The sequence below is a fragment of the Parahaliea mediterranea genome (genome assembly GCF_003402235.1).
Lineage (GTDB): Bacteria > Pseudomonadota > Gammaproteobacteria > Pseudomonadales > Halieaceae > Parahaliea > Parahaliea mediterranea.
The window spans coordinates 187574-202574 of record NZ_QEWO01000004.1; the positions used below are offsets into that span (position 1 = coordinate 187574).

Below are 15001 nucleotides of genomic sequence, written 5' to 3' on the forward strand. Positions count from 1 at the left end.
AGGTGGCCCCATTATTGTTGTTCGGGCCGCTGATGACTGTCAGGAAGGCGACGCAATCACGCCGCCGGTGGTGCCGGGTTAGGCCGAAGTGGCCGGCTCCCAGCTGCCGTCCTCGTGCTGTGTGGCCCGCTGTTCCTGGCGCAGCTTGATCAGGTGGGCGGCCATCGACAATTTGGCCCACTCGTGGCGGCTGCTGTCCACGTCGTCGTAAACCACTTTCACCAGGGCGTCGGCATCGGCCCGGCCCAGTTGCTGCAAACCTGCCAGCACTTTGCGCTCGCGCCGCAGGCGGTGCTCCACCAGTTGGGCCACCTCGGCCCGGGGGTCGGCAATCACATCGCCGTGGCCGGGGGCAATGCACTGCAGGGGGTAGTCCAGCAGCAGTTCCAGGGAGGCGATGTAGGCCTTCATGTCGCCCCCCGGCGGCACGATCACCACGGTGGAGCCCTTCATGATGTGATCGCCGGCGAACAGCATGCCCTCCTCTTCCAGCAAAAAGCAGAAGTGGTTGCTGACGTGGCCGGGGGTGTGCAGGGCGCGCAGGCTGAATTCCGGGGTTTGCAGCACAAAGTCGTGTTGCAGTTGAACGGTGGGCGCAAAGGTATCGTCCTGGAAGCGGTCATCCGCCGGCAGCGCCCCCAGCACCTCGGCGCCGGTGGCGGTGGCCAGGGCCTGCCAGGCGGGGGAGTGATCCGGGTGGGTGTGGGTGCAGACGATCCAGCGGATTTTGCCGGCCCCCGCTGCCAGTATGGCCTCGATGTGCTCCTCGATGGCCGGGCCCGGGTCCAGCACCGCCACCTGCTCGTGGCCAAGCAGGTAGGTGTTGGTGCCGGGGCCGGTCATCATGCCCGGGTTGGGCGCCACCAGGCGGCGCACCCGGGGGCTTAAGGCGTAGGGAATGCCGTGTTCGAGCATGGCAATCAGGCCAGGTTGCTGATTGGCACCACAGGGTCCACGTCGGCCTCGTAATCGACACCGTCGATCTCAAAGCCGAACAGGCGCAGAAACTCCCGCCGGTAGCCGTCAAAGTCGGACTCGGTGGTTAGGTTCTCGGTGCTGATGCGATCCCAGATATCCGCCACCGCCTGCTGTACGGCCGGCGCCAGTTCCTTGCCGTCGGCGCGCAGGCGCCCTTCCTGATCCCGCTGCGGCGCCGCATTGTAGAGGGAGTCGCGGAACAGGCCATCGACCTGCTCGATGCAGCCTTCGTGCACGCCCTGTTCCTTCATGACCTTGAACAGAATAGCCAGGTAGATGGGCATGGCCGGAATGGCCGCAGAGGCCTGGGTTACCACGGCCTTGAGCACCGAGACGCGGGCATCGCCACCCTTGGCCGCGAGCCGCTCGCGAATGGCCACCACCCGCTTGTCCAGGTCCTTCTTGGCTGCGCCGATGGTGCCGTGCCAGTAGATGTCCCAGGTGATCTTCTCGCCGATGTAGGTATAGGCGGTGGTTTTGGCGCCCTCGGCCAGCACACCGGCCTCGTCCAGGGCCTCGATCCACATCTGCCAGTCTTCACCGCCCATCACCGCCACGGTGTTGTCGATTTCCTCCTGGCTGGCGGCCTCCAGGTGAAAGTCCTGGATCTCGCCCTTGTCGGTGTTGACGCCCTTTTGCACCGTGTCGCTGCCGATGGGCTTGAGGGTGGAGCTGTGTACCACCCCGGTCACCGGGTGCTGGCGGCGCGGGGCGGCCAGGGAGTAGACCACCAGGTCCACCTGGCCGAGGTCGGCCCTGATGGTATCGATGGTCTTTTGTTTGATCTCGTCGGAGAAGGCATCGCCGTTGATGCTTTTGGCGTAGAGGCCGTCGGCCTCGGCGTACTTGTGGAAGGCGGCGGAGTTATACCAGCCGGCCGTGCCGGGCTTTTTCTCGGTGCCCTCTTTCTCGAAGAAGATGCCGAGGGTGGCGGCACCGGCGCCGAAGGCGGCGCTGATGCGGGAGGCCAGGCCGTAACCGGTGGAGGCACCGATCACCAGCACCTTTTTGGGGCCATTGTCGATGGGCCCCTGGGCCTTCACGTAGTCGATCTGCTGGCGCACATTGGCGTCGCAACCGACGGGGTGGGTGGTAGTGCAGAGGAAACCGCGAACGCGTGGCTTGATAATCATGGTGCGTGACTGACATCCCGTTTGAAAGTGAAGCCAGGGGGGCGCCAAGCGCGCCCACCCCGGGACGGCAAAGTCTAGCACGGGGATGCCCTGCGGGCAGTCCCCTAACGCGCGCAGCCTCTTTGCGCAGCCATACCCCTAGCGCAGACGCCCCATTCCCAGTCCGGCCAGCAACAACACCCCCAGCAGCAGGAAGGGCAAAGGAACGGCCGGCACAGGGCGCACGTCCTGGTGGGGAGCGGGGGCAGGTTCCGGTTCAGTCACCACCCCCCGCAAAATCACGTAGCCCGGGGCCCCGCCCTGGCCCGCCTCACCATTACTGTGGCGAACATAGATCGGTACGGGGAGCCCCGGAACATCCTGGCGCTCGCCGCCGGTAACGGTGGGGGCACCTGCCCCGCCGGTGCCCGCCGCATCGCCGCGGCCGGTGAAGCCGGGGGCGCCGGTGCCACCGTGCTCGGGCGTGTCGGGCTGGTACAGGCTGCCGTCGGGGTGCACCTGGCACACCTGGTTCAGTTGACCCGGGGCGATACTGGCTGACATGAACAGGGGGTTGACGTAGCCCGCGCAGTTGCCGCCCACGCCCCCCGCGCTGGCGCCCTGGGCGGGTGTGCCGGCGAAAACGAGTTGGCTTGTTTCGGTGTCCAGGGCATAAGCACCCCCACCCCCGCCGCCGCCAGCACCGCCCAGGGCCTGCACGCGGCCAGCGCCCGCAACAACGCTGCTGGTGCCGCCGGCGCCACCGCCGCCGCCGGAAATCAGGCCCATGTCGGCATAGCCGCCGGAGGACGGGCTGCCCGGGTCGCCAGCGGGGTCGCCGGCACCGCCCGCCCCCGCCGGGGTGGGCTCGGGCGGGAATTCGCCGTTGGACTGGCCGCCGCCCTCGCCACCATCGCCCACGACAATGGTGATCACCTCACCGGGAGTCACTGCCAGGGTCTGGGTGACCTGCTCACCCAGGGCGCCATCGCCCCCCGCAGCACCGGTGGCGGTGGTCTCGCGAATCACGGAGCCGAAAAACACAAATGCAGAGGACGACGCCGAACCGCCGCTGCCACCACCGCCATCCCCGCCGGCGACCTCCAACTCGAGTTCCGATACGTTGTCGGGCACCGTGTAGCTGTAGGTGCCGGGCGTATCGAATGTCTCGCTGAATGCTTGCCCCCAGACAGCAGCGGGCATCACAAGGCTGATTAGTGCAGCAGCGCGTAGCATGATGCTCAATGGATTCCCTCCATAAAAACCGTTGATCGGATAGAGGCTGCATTGAACCAGCCCAAGCTCAAGGGACCTATGGCAGTGTGGACCAACTCCGGGAATTATTACAATTTTTATACATTTACCCGCTCAATAGTGGTTGGGCAGGTTGCTGATCCACAAAGTCTGGTAGGGCGCCAGCATCAATTGCTGGTCGTGATGCTCGAATACTTCGCCGCTGATCAGGTCCTGCCAGGCGTGGGCGTCGATCAGGTTGATGTCCATCAGGTTCAGCGGCTGGGGCTCGGCACTGATGTTGGAGAGACAGAAGATGCTCTGGCGGCGGTCCAAGCTCTGGCGCCAGACGCCGAAAATGGCGCTGCCCAGGTGCAGGGTGAACTGGGTGGCGTTGGGGTGAAAGGCGGCCTGCCTGCGGCGGATGGCCAGCAGGGCTTTAAGGCGGGCAAAAATGCGGCTGTGGCTGCTGCGCGGATCATCCAGCACAGCCTGCAGGTGCGCCAGGCGCCACTGGTGGCGATTGATGGCCCGGGCATGGCCGGTGTTCTCCACCCGCTGGTGGTCGTTGTGGGTGCCGAGCAGGCTGTGCAGGTAAAGGCCGGGAATGCCCTCCAGGCCAAGCATGATGGCGTGGGCGCAGACAAAGCGCTCCAGCGCCCAGCCATCGGGGCCGGCCACGGTGCCCTGCAGGGCATCCACCAGGGCAATGTTGATTTCGTAGGGGCGGCTGGCGCCGTCTTCCAGCGCCCGGTAGGACACATGCCCGCCGAAGGACTGCATGGTGGCAATCAGACTGTCCAGTTCGTCATCCGACAGCAGCCCCTCCGCCGGGCGCAGGCCAATGCCGTCGTGGGAGGCAATGAAATTGAAGTAGGCGGTGCCATTCTGGGCCGGCGGCATGCTCATCACCCACTGTTTGAGATAGCCGCAATCGCCGGTCACCAGGGTATTCAGCAGCAGCGGCGGCAGGGAGAAGTTGTAAACGCAGTGGGCCTCGTTGGCGTTGCCGAAATAGGCCAGGTTCTCGCGGTTGGGGATGTTGGTCTCGGTGATCAGCACCGCATCGGCCCGCGCGTGCTCCACCAGGGTGCGCAGCAGGCGCACCACTTCGTGGGTCTGCTCAAGGTTCAGGCAGCTTGTGCCGGGCACCTTCCACAAAAAGGCCACCGCATCCAGGCGGAAGAGGCGCACGCCCTTATCGAGGTAGTGGCGCACGATGCTGACAAACTGTTTCAGTACATCCGGGTTGCGAAAATCCAGATCCACCTGGTCGTGGCTGAAGGTACACCAGACGTACTGGGTGCCCTCGCTGGTTTGCACTTCCTTCAGTAGCGGCGAAGTACGCGGGCGCACCACGGCGGACAGGTCATCCGCCGGCGAGGCGGTAAAAAAATAGCCCCTGCCGGGCGCCTGCCCCTTGAGGAAGTTCTCGAACCACAGGCTGCGGCTGGAACAGTGGTTGATCACCAGGTCGGCCATCAGGTCGTAACCCTCGGCAATGGCGCCAATGTCGCCCCAGTCGCCCAGCGCCTCGTTGACGCTGGAATAATCCAGCACCGCAAAGCCATCGTCGGAACTCCAGGGGTAAAAGGGCAGAATGTGCACCGCGCTCAGCAGCCCGTCACTGTGCTCATCCAGAAAGCGCTTGAGGGTCACCAGCGGTTTTTCGCCCTCGGCCAGCAGGCTGTCGCCATAGGTGATGAGGACGGTATCGCACTGGCTCCAGTGATTAGTGTGCTGGGGCGGGGGGCTCTGCTCGGCCGCCAGGCCCATCAGCGCCAGCAGTTCCCCGGCCAGGGTGGCAGGCGCTACCGGCAGGGGCACATCACGATAGATGGACTGCAGGTGTTGCTCCACCCTGTCGCGCAGGGTGGGCAGGTTATCGCCTTGCTGCATCAGTTCACCCCGCGTAGTCGCTGTTGTCCTGCTCCACCGCGTCCAGCAGGCGTTCGAGAATGTCGGGGATGGCGCTCTCCACCCGGCTCCAGCTGGGAATGAAGGGACGCTCCATGGGCCGGGCCAAAAAGGCTTCGCCGGCCTTCATAATGTTCTCCGCAAACAGTTCCACGGCCTTTTCCTCGTTGTGAATGTCGAGGGTGAGCCCGTTCATCACCGCGTCGTTGTGGTAGGTCTCCACAAAGTCCAGGGCAATGCGGTAGTAGGTGGCCTTCAAGGAGCGGAAGGTCTCGGTGTTGAAGGTGACGCCGCGGGTGGCCAGCTTGCGAAACAGGGCCTTGGCGATATCGGTGGACATTTTGGACAGCCCCTGGCTGGCATCCTCCGCCGACAGGTCCTGATGCTTGTGATCGTACACATCGGCGATGTCCGCCTGGCACAGGCGGTTGTTGGCGTAGTTGCGGTACATCTCCGACAGCACGCCAATTTCCAGCCCCCAGTCGCTGGGGATGCGAATGTCGATGAGCACGTCGCGGCGGAAGGAAAACTCCCCCGCCAGCGGGTAGCGGAAGCTGTCCATGTACTCGATGAATTCCATGTCGCCGAGGGTTTTCTTCAGGGCGCGCAGCAGCGGGGTTACCAGCAGGCGGCTCACGCGCCCGTTGATTTTGCCGTCCGCCACCCGGGCGTAAAAGCCCTTGCAGAACTCGTAGTTGAACTGGGGGTGGGCCACCGGGTAGATCAGCCGCGCCAGCAGGGCGCGGTCGTAGGTGAGAATGTCGCAGTCGTGCAGGGCAACCGACTCCGCCCGCTGGGACGCCAGGGTGTAGCCCATGCAGTACCAGACGTTGCGCCCCTTGCCCAGTTCCCGCGGCGCCAGGTCAAAGCGCTGCAGTTCTTCGTCCAGCGCGCGCAGCCGCGGGCCGTCGTTCCACAGCACCCGGTGGTGCTGCGGCAGGCGGGAGAAAAACGCCAGCGCGCTGCGGTACTGACTTTCGTCGGCCCGGTCCAGCCCCACCACAATCTGCGAGAGGTAGGGCACCTGCCGCAGGTGATCGACAATCCCTGGCAGGGCCTCGCCCTCCAGCTCCGAGTAGAGCGAGGGCAGAATCAGCCCCATGGGCCGGCGCCTGGCAAAGCGCACCAGCTCCGCTTCCATGGCCTCCAGCGGCCGGTCGGCCATGTTGTGCAGGGTGGTGATGATGCCGTTCTGGTAGAAGTCACCCATGGTCAGTTCTCCTTATTTGCCATTGCCGACGGGGCCATCCAGCCAGCGGGCCACACCTTCGGCCCAGCCGGCCGGGCCCATCGCGCGGCTGCGTATCACGCCCTCCGAACGTTGCAGGCTGGGGAAGGCATGGGCGGGGGAGCGCACCAGCAGCGCGGTTTCGGCCGCTTCCAGCATGGCGCTGTCGTTGCCGCTGTCGCCGGCGGCCAGATCCGTTACCGGTGCCGGGAAGCAGCCGCGCAGCCAGCGCAGGGCGCGGCCCTTGTCGGTGTTGCCGCTCACGGCGAGAAAGCGCCCGCCCTGCAGCACCGTGGCCCCGGCTGCTTCGAGGTCTGCCCGAAAGCGCTGCTTGCGCGATTCGCGGCCAATCCAGTGCACCGGTTCGCTGTATTCGCGCTGGTTAGCCTGGCGGGCCCGGGCCTCGGGCAGGCCGGTCAATGCCATGATGCCCCGGGTGCCAAGGCGGAAGAAGCTGGAGAACTCGCCGGAATAGGCGGCCTCCATGGATGCCAGCAGCTCCAGCCAGCGCGAGCGCGGCGGCGCGAATTCGCGCACCCAGTAGCCGTCGTAGGCGCGGGTGCCGGCGGGCGCCTGGGCAAAATACCCCTCGGGGATGAACACCGCCGCGCCGTTTTCCACCACAAAGGGGTGGCGGTTGCCCAGCTCGCTGCGCAGCTGTTCGATCTCCGCCCGGGTTTTACTGGTTACCGGCATCACGGGAATGCCCATGCGCTCCAGCGCGCGCAGGCGCGGCATGGCGTCGGCGTAGCTGTAGTTGTGGTGGTCGAGCAGAGTGCCGTCGAGGTCGGTAAACACCAGCCGGGTGGCTGCGGGTATCGTCACCGGGTACCTCCGACGAGGATGTGCCGCTGGTCATCCAGCGTGAACAGTTCGTCCACGCAGCCCGGCAGGGTGGCCAGTGACCATTCGGTGAGGCGCTGATAGTGCTGGATGAAGCGGGCCACCTGGGCCGGGGTCATGCTGTGGTCCCGAGTGCTGCAATCCAAGGCGCCGTGATCCGAGGCGCTTGGGTCAAGCGCGCCGCTGCCCAGGCGCTGGCGCAGCTTGTCCTCCTGCTCCTGGCGCCAGCGCTGCACGCAGGCAAAGGACGGGGCCGCCAGCATCACCCACACATCCACCAGGGCATGCACTGGCCCAAAGTCCCGCGCCAGCACGGCGTTCACCGCTACGCGCCAGCGGCCGTCGGGATCCTCCGCGCGCTCAAGGTCATTCACCGGTGCCAGCAGGGCATCGTCGGGCTGGGCATCCACCCCCAGGCACCACCCTTCAAACAGCACAATGTCCACCGGCTGGTTGACAGTGAGCCACTGTGTTGGCGGGCTGCGGTCATCCATGGCCTTGTCAAAGCGCGGCAGGTGCAGCGGGTGCTGCTCGCTCAGGTCGCCGGCCTTCAGGCGCTGCAGGCAACGCTGCATGAGCGGCATGTCGTGGGTGCCGGGCACGCCGCGGGTGGCCAGCAGCGGGTGCACCGCCGCGGCCAGGGCCTGGCGCTCGGCGCGGGTGAGGTAGAAGTCGTCCAGCGACAGGCTGACACAGTGCAGGCCACCCGCCGCCAGGGCATGGGCGAGGTAATCCACCAGAGTGGTTTTGCCCGAGCCCTGGCACCCATTAATGCCCACCATCAACGTCCCCTGCGCACCCTTGTGGTGCAAGCACAGGCGCGTTACCAGCGGGTCGAACCACTTGCGGGCAGTGGCCAGATAGGCCGCCCCCAACTGGTGCCGCCGCAGGAAGTCCGCCTGCCAGGCGAGGGGGGGCGCTGCGGGCGCTTCAGCCACCGGTGTCATCTCCTTCTCGCTGTCTTGCCATACACGGTATTCCAAGAGCAGTTTTCATGCCAATCGGTGCCGGCCTGTACGCGCGCCTCTCGGCCAGGCGCTCAACGACACGCCCAGACAACACGCTCAAACGGCGCTGGCAGGAGCATGCCAATTGGGTTAATTTCAGGCCATGAGTACACCCGATGCCACGGCCCTGTCGCTGACCGAACCCCACCTGCCGCTGACTGAGCGACCCATCTACATTGTCAGCAACAGCGGCTCGGGCCACCAGGACAGTGACAAAAGCCGGGACATCATTGCCTCGGTGCTGGAAGCGGCCGGCCGCCAGTTTGAGTTTATTGCCATCAGCGATGGCGCGCGGCTGCCCGCCACCGCGCGGGACACGGCGACCCAGGCGCAAAAAGACGGTGGCATTGTGGTGGTGGCCGGTGGCGATGGCACCTTGAATACCGTCTGCCAGGCGCTGGCCGGCACCGGCATTCCCCTCGGGGTGATCCCCCAGGGCACCTTCAACTACTTTGCCCGCACCCACCAGATTCCCGAAGACACCGAGGCCGCCGCCCGCAGCCTGCTGGATGCCACCATCCGGCCGGTGCATGCCGGCTTTCTCAACGACCAGCTGTTTCTGGTGAATGCCAGCCTGGGCCTGTACCCGCGCCTGCTGGAAGACCGCGAGGCCTACAAAAGCCAGCTCGGGCGCAGCCGGGTGGTGGCGCTGATCTCGGCCCTGGCCACTCTCAGCCGGGCCCACCGGGTGCTGACTGTAGAGGCGGAGGTGGCCGGGCAGCGGCGCGCCCTGCGCACCGTATCACTGGTGGTTGGCAACAACGCCCTGCAGTTGGAGCACATCGGGGTGGACCTCGGCGACGCCCTGCACGGCGGCAAGCTGGCGGCGATGGTGGTGCGCCCCATCGGCACTCTGGCGCTTTACGGCCTGCTGTTGCGCGGCATGGCAAGGCGCCTGGGCAGCGCGGAGAACCTGGAAAGCTTCGCCTTTACCGGCATGCAGATCTGCCGCCGGCGCCAGCGCAGCATCAAGGTGGCACTGGACGGCGAGGTATCGCGGATGCGGCTGCCGCTGCGCTTTCGCGCCGCCCCCAACGCCCTGCCCCTGCTGGTGCCGCACACCACCACGGCCACGGCGGCAGAGTGAACACCGTACTGCACCTGTCCGACCCTCACTTTGGCACCGAGCAGCCGGCGGTGCAGCGCGCCCTGCTGGATTTTGCCGCTCGCCAGGCCCCCGAGGTGGTGCTGCTCAGCGGCGACATCACCCAGCGCGCCCGGCGCTCCCAGTTTGCCGCTGCCCGGCAGTTTATGGCGGCGCTGCCCGCGCCGGTAGTCGCAGTGCCTGGCAATCACGACATCCCCCTGTTCAACCTCGCCGCCCGCCTGCTGAACCCCTACGGCAACTACCGGCGGGCGCTGGGCGAAAACCTGGCCCCCACCTTTGAGAGCGCGTCGCTACTGGTGCTGGGGGTGAACTCCAGCCGGCCGGCGCGCCACGTGGACGGCGAAGTCTCCGCCGAACAGGTGGCGCAGGTGGCTGCGCGCCTGCGCCGCGCCGATGCCGGCCAGCTGCGTATTGTGATGCAGCATCACCCGGTTCGCGCGCAGGAGCCGTCGGATCTCGACAACCTGCTGATCGGGCGCGACGTGGCCGTGCCGGCCTGGGTGGACGCCGGCATGGATCTGCTGGTGGCCGGCCACATTCACCTGCCCTACGTGCAGCCACTGGCAGGCAGCGGACAGCGCCAGGCCTGGACGGCCCAGGCCGGCACCGCACTGTCGCGCCGCGTGCGCGGGGCGGTGCCCAACTCGGTGAACCTGATTCGTTACGATGCCGCGGGCAACGCCGCCAAAACTGCCTGCCGCCACCGCCGCTGCTGCGTGGAGCGCTGGGACTACAGCGAACAGGACGGCGCCTTTACCGTGGTCGCACAGCACGACCTGGCCTTTACCGACACCGCAGGCTGATCGACTCAACTGCCAATCCGGCGTCAGCTGCAAATAAAGCCCAAAAAACAGGGGCGCCGATTGGCGCCCCCGATAATGCAGCAACAGCGTTGCGGCCTAGAACAGCAGCTTGCGAATGTCGCCGAGCAGGCCCACCAGCTGGGTGCAGAAGCGGCCAGCATCGCCGCCGTTGATGACCCGATGGTCGTAGGACAGACCCACCGGCATCAGGGTGCGCGGCACAAATTCCTGCCCGTTCCACACTGGCTTCACATCCGCCCGCGACACGCCAAGGATACCCACCTCCGGCGCGTTGACGATGGGGGTAAAGCCGGTGCCGCCAATGCCGCCCAGGCTGGAGATGGTGAAGCAGCCGCCCTGCATGTCGGCCGGCTTGAGTTTGCGGTCGCGGGCCTTGCCGGCCATGTCCAGCACCTCCTCGGCCAGCTCCCACAGGGACTTCTGGTCGACGTCGCGAATCACCGGCACCAGCAGGCCCGCCGGGGTATCCACTGCCATGCCGATGTGGATGTACTTTTTGTACACCAGGCTTTCGCCATCGACGGACAGGGAGGCGTTGAACTTGGGATTGTCCCTGAGGGCCACGGCGCAGGCCTTGAGCAAAAAGGGCATGGGCGTCAGCTTGGTGCCGCGCTTTTCCGCCTCGCCCTTCAGCTCCTTGCGGAAGGCTTCCAGGTCGGTGATGTCCGCCTCGTCAAACTGGGTCACATGGGGCACGTTCAGCCAGTTGCGCTGCATGTTGGCGGCGGTAACCTTGTCCATCTTGCTGCGCCCCACCACCTCCACTTCGCCGAAGGCGGCAAAGTCCACCTCGGGCACCGGCGGGATACCGGCACCACCGGTGGCAGCCGGGCCGGTGCTTAGCGCGGTTTTGACAAAGGCCTGCACGTCTTCCTTCAGGATGCGCTGGCGAGGGCCGCTGCCGCTGACCCGATCCAGCTCCACGCCCAGTTCGCGGGCCAGTTTGCGCACCGCGGGGCCAGCGTAAACCGGGCCGCCCTTGCCCTTGTCCGCATCGCCTTTGGCAGCGGGGGCCTGGCTGGCCCGGGCCTGGGCTTTCGTTGCAGGGGCCGGCGCGCTGGCGGCGGATTTGGCCGGCGTGCTGTCCTTTTCGCCGTCTTTTGCACCGTCCTTTGCACCGTCCTTTGCGCTGTCGTTCGCACCGTCTTTTGCACTGTCATTGGCGCCGGCCGGCTGGCTGGCGCCGCTGACCTTGAGCTTCACCAGGTCGTCGCCCTGGCGCACGCTGGCGCCTTCCTTCACCAGAATCTCCAGCACTTCGCCGGCATCGGTGGAAGGTACTTCCATGGAGGCCTTGTCGGACTCCAGCACCACCAGCGAGTCGCCCTCGGCCACGGTATCGCCCACCGCAACGCTGATTTCGATCAGGTCCACGGCGTCGTCGGTGCCGATATCCGGCACGCTCACCACCACCTCGCGCTGGGCGCCGTCCTGCGCCGATGCGGCTGAGGCCTCGCCGTTGCCGGTCTCGCCATCGTCGCCAGCGCTCTCGTCCTGGGCGCTGGCTTCGCTGCGCGGCTCTTCGCCAGTATCGCCCTGGCTGTCGCTGTGCTCGGGGCTTGCGTTGGCGCTCTCACCCTCGCTGGCGCCCTCGCCCTCACTGTCGCTTTCCAGCACCAGAATGGCGGAGCCCTCGGCCAGCTCGTCGCCCACCGCCACCAGTATCTCGGCCACGGTGCCGGCGTGACTGGCGGGGATTTCCATCGACGCCTTGTCGGACTCCAGCACGATCAGGCTCTGCTCCACCTCGATGGTGTCGCCCACCGCCACCAGTATCTCGATGACCTCGGCACCCTCGGCACCGCCGATGTCCGGTACATTCACTTGTTGTTTTGCCATGACTGTCTCCTTGTATTCGGGTCGCTATCGGTTCAGACGGACAGCGGATCCACCTTGTCGGGAGACACTCCCAGGGCGCGCATGGCTTCCACCACTACCCCGGCCTCCAACTGGCCTTCGTCGACCAGCGCTTTCAGCGCGGCCACCACGATGTATTCCCGGCTCACCTCGAAGAAGCGGCGCAGTTTGGCGCGCGTGTCGGAGCGCCCGAAACCGTCGGTACCCAGGGTGACGTAGCGCCCCGGCACAAACTCCCGCAACTGGTCGGTGTAGGACTTCATGTAGTCAGTGGCCACCACAACCGGCCCCTCGTGGCCTTCAAGCTGCTCGGTAATATAAGGCACCCGCGGGGTGTCCTCCGGGTGCAGCATGTTCCAGCGCAGGGCGGATTTACCCTCGCGCTGCAGTTCGTTGACGCTGGTGAGGCTCCAGATATCGGACTGCACTTTGTAGTCCTGCTCCAGGATGTCCGCCGCGGCTTCCACTTCGCGCAAAATGGTGCCGGCACCCATCAACTGCACCCGCAGGCCCTTTTTCTTCGGCCCGCGCTTGAGCAGGTACATGCCCTTCACAATGCCCTCTTCCGCGCCCTGGGGCATTTCCGGCTGCAGGTAGTTCTCGTTCATCGTGGTGATGTAATAGAACTTGTTTTCGCCCTCCTGGTACATGCGGCGCAGGCCGTCCTGGACGATCACCGCCAGCTCAAAGGCGTAGGCCGGGTCGTAACTGACGCAGTTGGGAATGGTGCTGGCCAGCAGGTGGCTGTGGCCGTCCTGGTGCTGCAAGCCCTCGCCGTTCAGGGTGGTGCGCCCGGCCGTGGCGCCAATCAGAAAACCCCGTGCCTGGCTGTCGCCGGCGGCCCAGGCCAGGTCGCCAATGCGCTGGAAGCCGAACATGGAATAGAAGATGTAGAACGGCACCATCGGGTAGTTGCTGGTGCTGTAGGAGGTCGCCGCCGCCAGCCAGGCGGAGAAGGCGCCGGCTTCGTTGATGCCCTCTTCCAGAATCTGGCCCTTCTTGTCCTCTTTGTAGAACATGATCTGGCCAGCGTCCTGGGGCGTGTAGCGCTGGCCCACCGAGGAGTAAATGCCCAGCTGGCGGAACATGCCCTCCATGCCGAAGGTGCGGGCCTCGTCGGGCACGATGGGCACCACGCGCTCGCCGATTTCCTTGTCCTTCACCAGGGCGGAGAGAATCCGCACAAAGGCCATGGTGGTGGAAATCTCCCGCTTGCCACTGCCTTTGAGCTGGTTGTCGAAGGTGGCCAGGGCCGGGGTGTTGAGCAACTCCGGCTTGGCACGCCGCGCCGGGATCAGGCCGCCCAGCTCTTCGCGGCGCTGCTTCATGTAGCGCATTTCCGGGCTGTCCGGGGCCGGGCGGTAGTAGGGCACATTCTTCAGCTCGGCGTCGGAGATGGGAATGCCAAAGCGGTCGCGGAAGGCCTTGAGGCTGTCCATGTCCAGCTTTTTCAGGGAGTGGGTCTCGTTGTTGGCCTCCCCCGCCTCACCGGTGCCGTAACCCTTCACTGTCATCGCCAGAATCACCGTGGGGCGCTCGTGCTGGGCCACCGCCTCGGCATAGGCGGCGTACACCTTGTAGGGGTCGTGACCGCCGCGGTTGAGGTACATGATGTCGTCGTCGGACAAGTCTTCCACCAGCTTGAGCGTTTCCGGGTATTTGCCGAAGAAGTGCTCGCGGGTGTAGGCGCCGCCATTGTACTTGTAGTTCTGCAGCTCGCCGTCGCAGACCTCATCCATGCGCTGTTGCAACAGGCCGGATTCATCGCGCTCCAGCAGCGGGTCCCACTTGCGGCCCCAGATGACTTTTTTCACATCCCAGCCGGCGCCGCGGAACACGCCTTCCAGCTCCTGGATGATTTTGCCGTTGCCGCGCACCGGGCCGTCCAGGCGCTGCAGGTTGCAGTTGACCACAAAAATCAGGTTGCCCAGCTTTTCGCGGCCGGCCATGGAAATGGCGCCCAGGGATTCCGGCTCGTCGCACTCGCCATCGCCCATGAAGCACCACACGTTGCGGTCGCTGTGGTCCAGCAGGCCGCGGCTCTGCTGGTATTTCATCACATGGGCCTGGTAGATCGCCTGGATGGGCCCGAGCCCCATGGACACCGTGGGGAACTGCCAGTAGTCGGGCATCAGCCAGGGGTGGGGGTAGGAGGACAGGCCATTGCCGTCCACCTCGCGGCGGAAGTTGTCGAGTTGCTCTTCCGACAAACGCCCCTCCAGGTAAGAGCGGGCGTACATGCCCGGCGCACTGTGGCCCTGGTAGAACACCAGGTCGCCGGGGTGGCCGTTGTTGGTGCCGCGGAAGAAGTAGTTAAAGCCCACATCGTAGAGGGTGGCGCTGGAGGAGAAGCTGGAGATATGCCCGCCCAGGCCCTCGTCGTTGTCGTTGGCGCGCATCACCATGGCCAGGGCGTTCCAGCGCACCAGCGAGCGAATGCGGCGCTCCATGAACAGGTCGCCCGGCATCAGCTTTTCGTCGGCCGGCGCGATGGTGTTGCGGAAGGGGGTGGTGATTGCCGGCGGCAGGCGCACGCCGGTCTCGGTGGCGTGCTTGGCCAGTTCCCGCAACAACCAGCTGGCCCGATCCGGGCCGCTGTATTTCAGTACGGCATCCAGTGCTTCCAGCCACTCCCGGGTTTCAATGGGATCCTTATCTTCGGTCATAAGCGGTATCGCTCCTGTGTCATTGTGCCGGCCGCTGCGCGAAACACTAAATTCTAATTTGACACTCAAGTGCCGCAACGCGTCCCGGAAGTATAGGCGACGGGGATGTTTTTGCCTAAATAATAACCGGCCTCGCGCACCGGAATGTAAAAATACTACCGCATGACGCAGCGAATTGGAACATTGGTTCCATTTTAGAATGATTAAAACCTGCCCAACCGTCGAAAA

11 protein-coding genes are annotated in these 15001 nt (G+C 65.5%); 2 read left to right on the forward strand and 9 right to left on the reverse strand.

The features are described 5' to 3' along the window. Positions 1-78: 78 nt before the first annotated feature. The 7 genes from DDZ17_RS13205 to DDZ17_RS13235 all read right to left on the reverse strand — a co-directional run bounded on the left by DDZ17_RS13205 (position 79) and on the right by DDZ17_RS13235 (position 8258). On the reverse strand, positions 79-915 hold the full coding sequence (locus DDZ17_RS13205) for an MBL fold metallo-hydrolase (RefSeq protein ID WP_241505882.1): 837 nt from the start codon (positions 913-915) through the stop codon (positions 79-81). 5 nt (positions 916-920) lie between these two features. Beyond that, entirely contained in the window at positions 921-2111 is a 1191-nt protein-coding gene (fabV, locus tag DDZ17_RS13210; RefSeq protein WP_116367431.1) for an enoyl-ACP reductase FabV, read from the reverse strand. 138 nt (positions 2112-2249) lie between these two features. Next, the gene (locus tag DDZ17_RS13215; protein WP_116367432.1) at positions 2250-3293 is read right to left on the reverse strand and encodes a hypothetical protein; all 1044 of its coding nucleotides are present in this window, start codon (positions 3291-3293) and stop codon (positions 2250-2252) included. A 165-nt stretch (positions 3294-3458) separates the two neighbouring features. After that, the gene (locus DDZ17_RS13220) at positions 3459-5222 is read right to left on the reverse strand and encodes a sugar phosphorylase (protein ID WP_116367433.1); all 1764 of its coding nucleotides are present in this window, start codon (positions 5220-5222) and stop codon (positions 3459-3461) included. A gap of 4 nt (positions 5223-5226) precedes the next feature. Next, complete coding sequence (locus DDZ17_RS13225) at positions 5227-6450, reverse strand: glycosyltransferase family protein (RefSeq protein ID WP_116367434.1); 1224 nt, start codon at positions 6448-6450, stop codon at positions 5227-5229. Between the two features lie 12 nt (positions 6451-6462). After that, positions 6463-7293, reverse strand: a complete 831-nt coding sequence (locus DDZ17_RS13230; RefSeq protein WP_241505883.1) for an HAD-IIB family hydrolase — start codon at positions 7291-7293, stop codon at positions 6463-6465. Beyond that, positions 7290-8258, reverse strand: a complete 969-nt coding sequence (locus DDZ17_RS13235) for a kinase (protein WP_116367435.1) — start codon at positions 8256-8258, stop codon at positions 7290-7292. The genes DDZ17_RS13230 and DDZ17_RS13235 overlap by 4 nt, the downstream gene beginning before the upstream one ends. A 163-nt stretch (positions 8259-8421) precedes the next feature. Here DDZ17_RS13235 and DDZ17_RS13240 point away from each other — a divergent pair, with 163 nt between their 5' ends. Then, complete coding sequence (locus tag DDZ17_RS13240) at positions 8422-9405, forward strand: diacylglycerol/lipid kinase family protein (protein ID WP_116367436.1); 984 nt, start codon at positions 8422-8424, stop codon at positions 9403-9405. Next, positions 9402-10229: a metallophosphoesterase family protein gene (locus DDZ17_RS13245; RefSeq protein WP_116367437.1), complete on the forward strand. Its 828-nt coding sequence runs from the start codon at positions 9402-9404 to the stop codon at positions 10227-10229. The genes DDZ17_RS13240 and DDZ17_RS13245 overlap by 4 nt, the downstream gene beginning before the upstream one ends. A gap of 96 nt (positions 10230-10325) precedes the next feature. On the opposite strand, the gene aceF is transcribed toward DDZ17_RS13245, so the two are convergent. Both aceF and aceE read right to left on the reverse strand, forming a co-directional pair. Beyond that, positions 10326-12089, reverse strand: coding sequence for a dihydrolipoyllysine-residue acetyltransferase (gene aceF, locus DDZ17_RS13250; RefSeq protein WP_116367438.1), 1764 nt, complete (start codon positions 12087-12089; stop codon positions 10326-10328). A 32-nt stretch (positions 12090-12121) separates the two neighbouring features. After that, positions 12122-14773: a pyruvate dehydrogenase (acetyl-transferring), homodimeric type gene (aceE, locus tag DDZ17_RS13255; protein ID WP_116367439.1), complete on the reverse strand. Its 2652-nt coding sequence runs from the start codon at positions 14771-14773 to the stop codon at positions 12122-12124. Positions 14774-15001: the final 228 nt, after the last annotated feature.

Excerpts from the sequence above, each read along its gene's own strand:
- DDZ17_RS13205 (WP_241505882.1), bottom strand. The coding sequence starts at position 915 with ATGCTCGAACACGGCATTCCCTACGCCTTAAGCCCCCGGGTGCGCCGC.
- fabV (WP_116367431.1), bottom strand. The coding sequence starts at position 2,111 with ATGATTATCAAGCCACGCGTTCGCGGTTTCCTCTGCACTACCACCCAC.
- DDZ17_RS13215 (WP_116367432.1), bottom strand. The coding sequence starts at position 3,293 with ATGCCCGCTGCTGTCTGGGGGCAAGCATTCAGCGAGACATTCGATACG.
- DDZ17_RS13220 (WP_116367433.1), bottom strand. The coding sequence starts at position 5,222 with ATGCAGCAAGGCGATAACCTGCCCACCCTGCGCGACAGGGTGGAGCAA.
- DDZ17_RS13225 (WP_116367434.1), bottom strand. The coding sequence starts at position 6,450 with ATGGGTGACTTCTACCAGAACGGCATCATCACCACCCTGCACAACATG.
- DDZ17_RS13235 (WP_116367435.1), bottom strand. The coding sequence starts at position 8,258 with ATGACACCGGTGGCTGAAGCGCCCGCAGCGCCCCCCCTCGCCTGGCAG.
- DDZ17_RS13240 (WP_116367436.1), top strand. The coding sequence starts at position 8,422 with ATGAGTACACCCGATGCCACGGCCCTGTCGCTGACCGAACCCCACCTG.
- aceF (WP_116367438.1), bottom strand. The coding sequence starts at position 12,089 with ATGGCAAAACAACAAGTGAATGTACCGGACATCGGCGGTGCCGAGGGT.
- aceE (WP_116367439.1), bottom strand. The coding sequence starts at position 14,773 with ATGACCGAAGATAAGGATCCCATTGAAACCCGGGAGTGGCTGGAAGCA.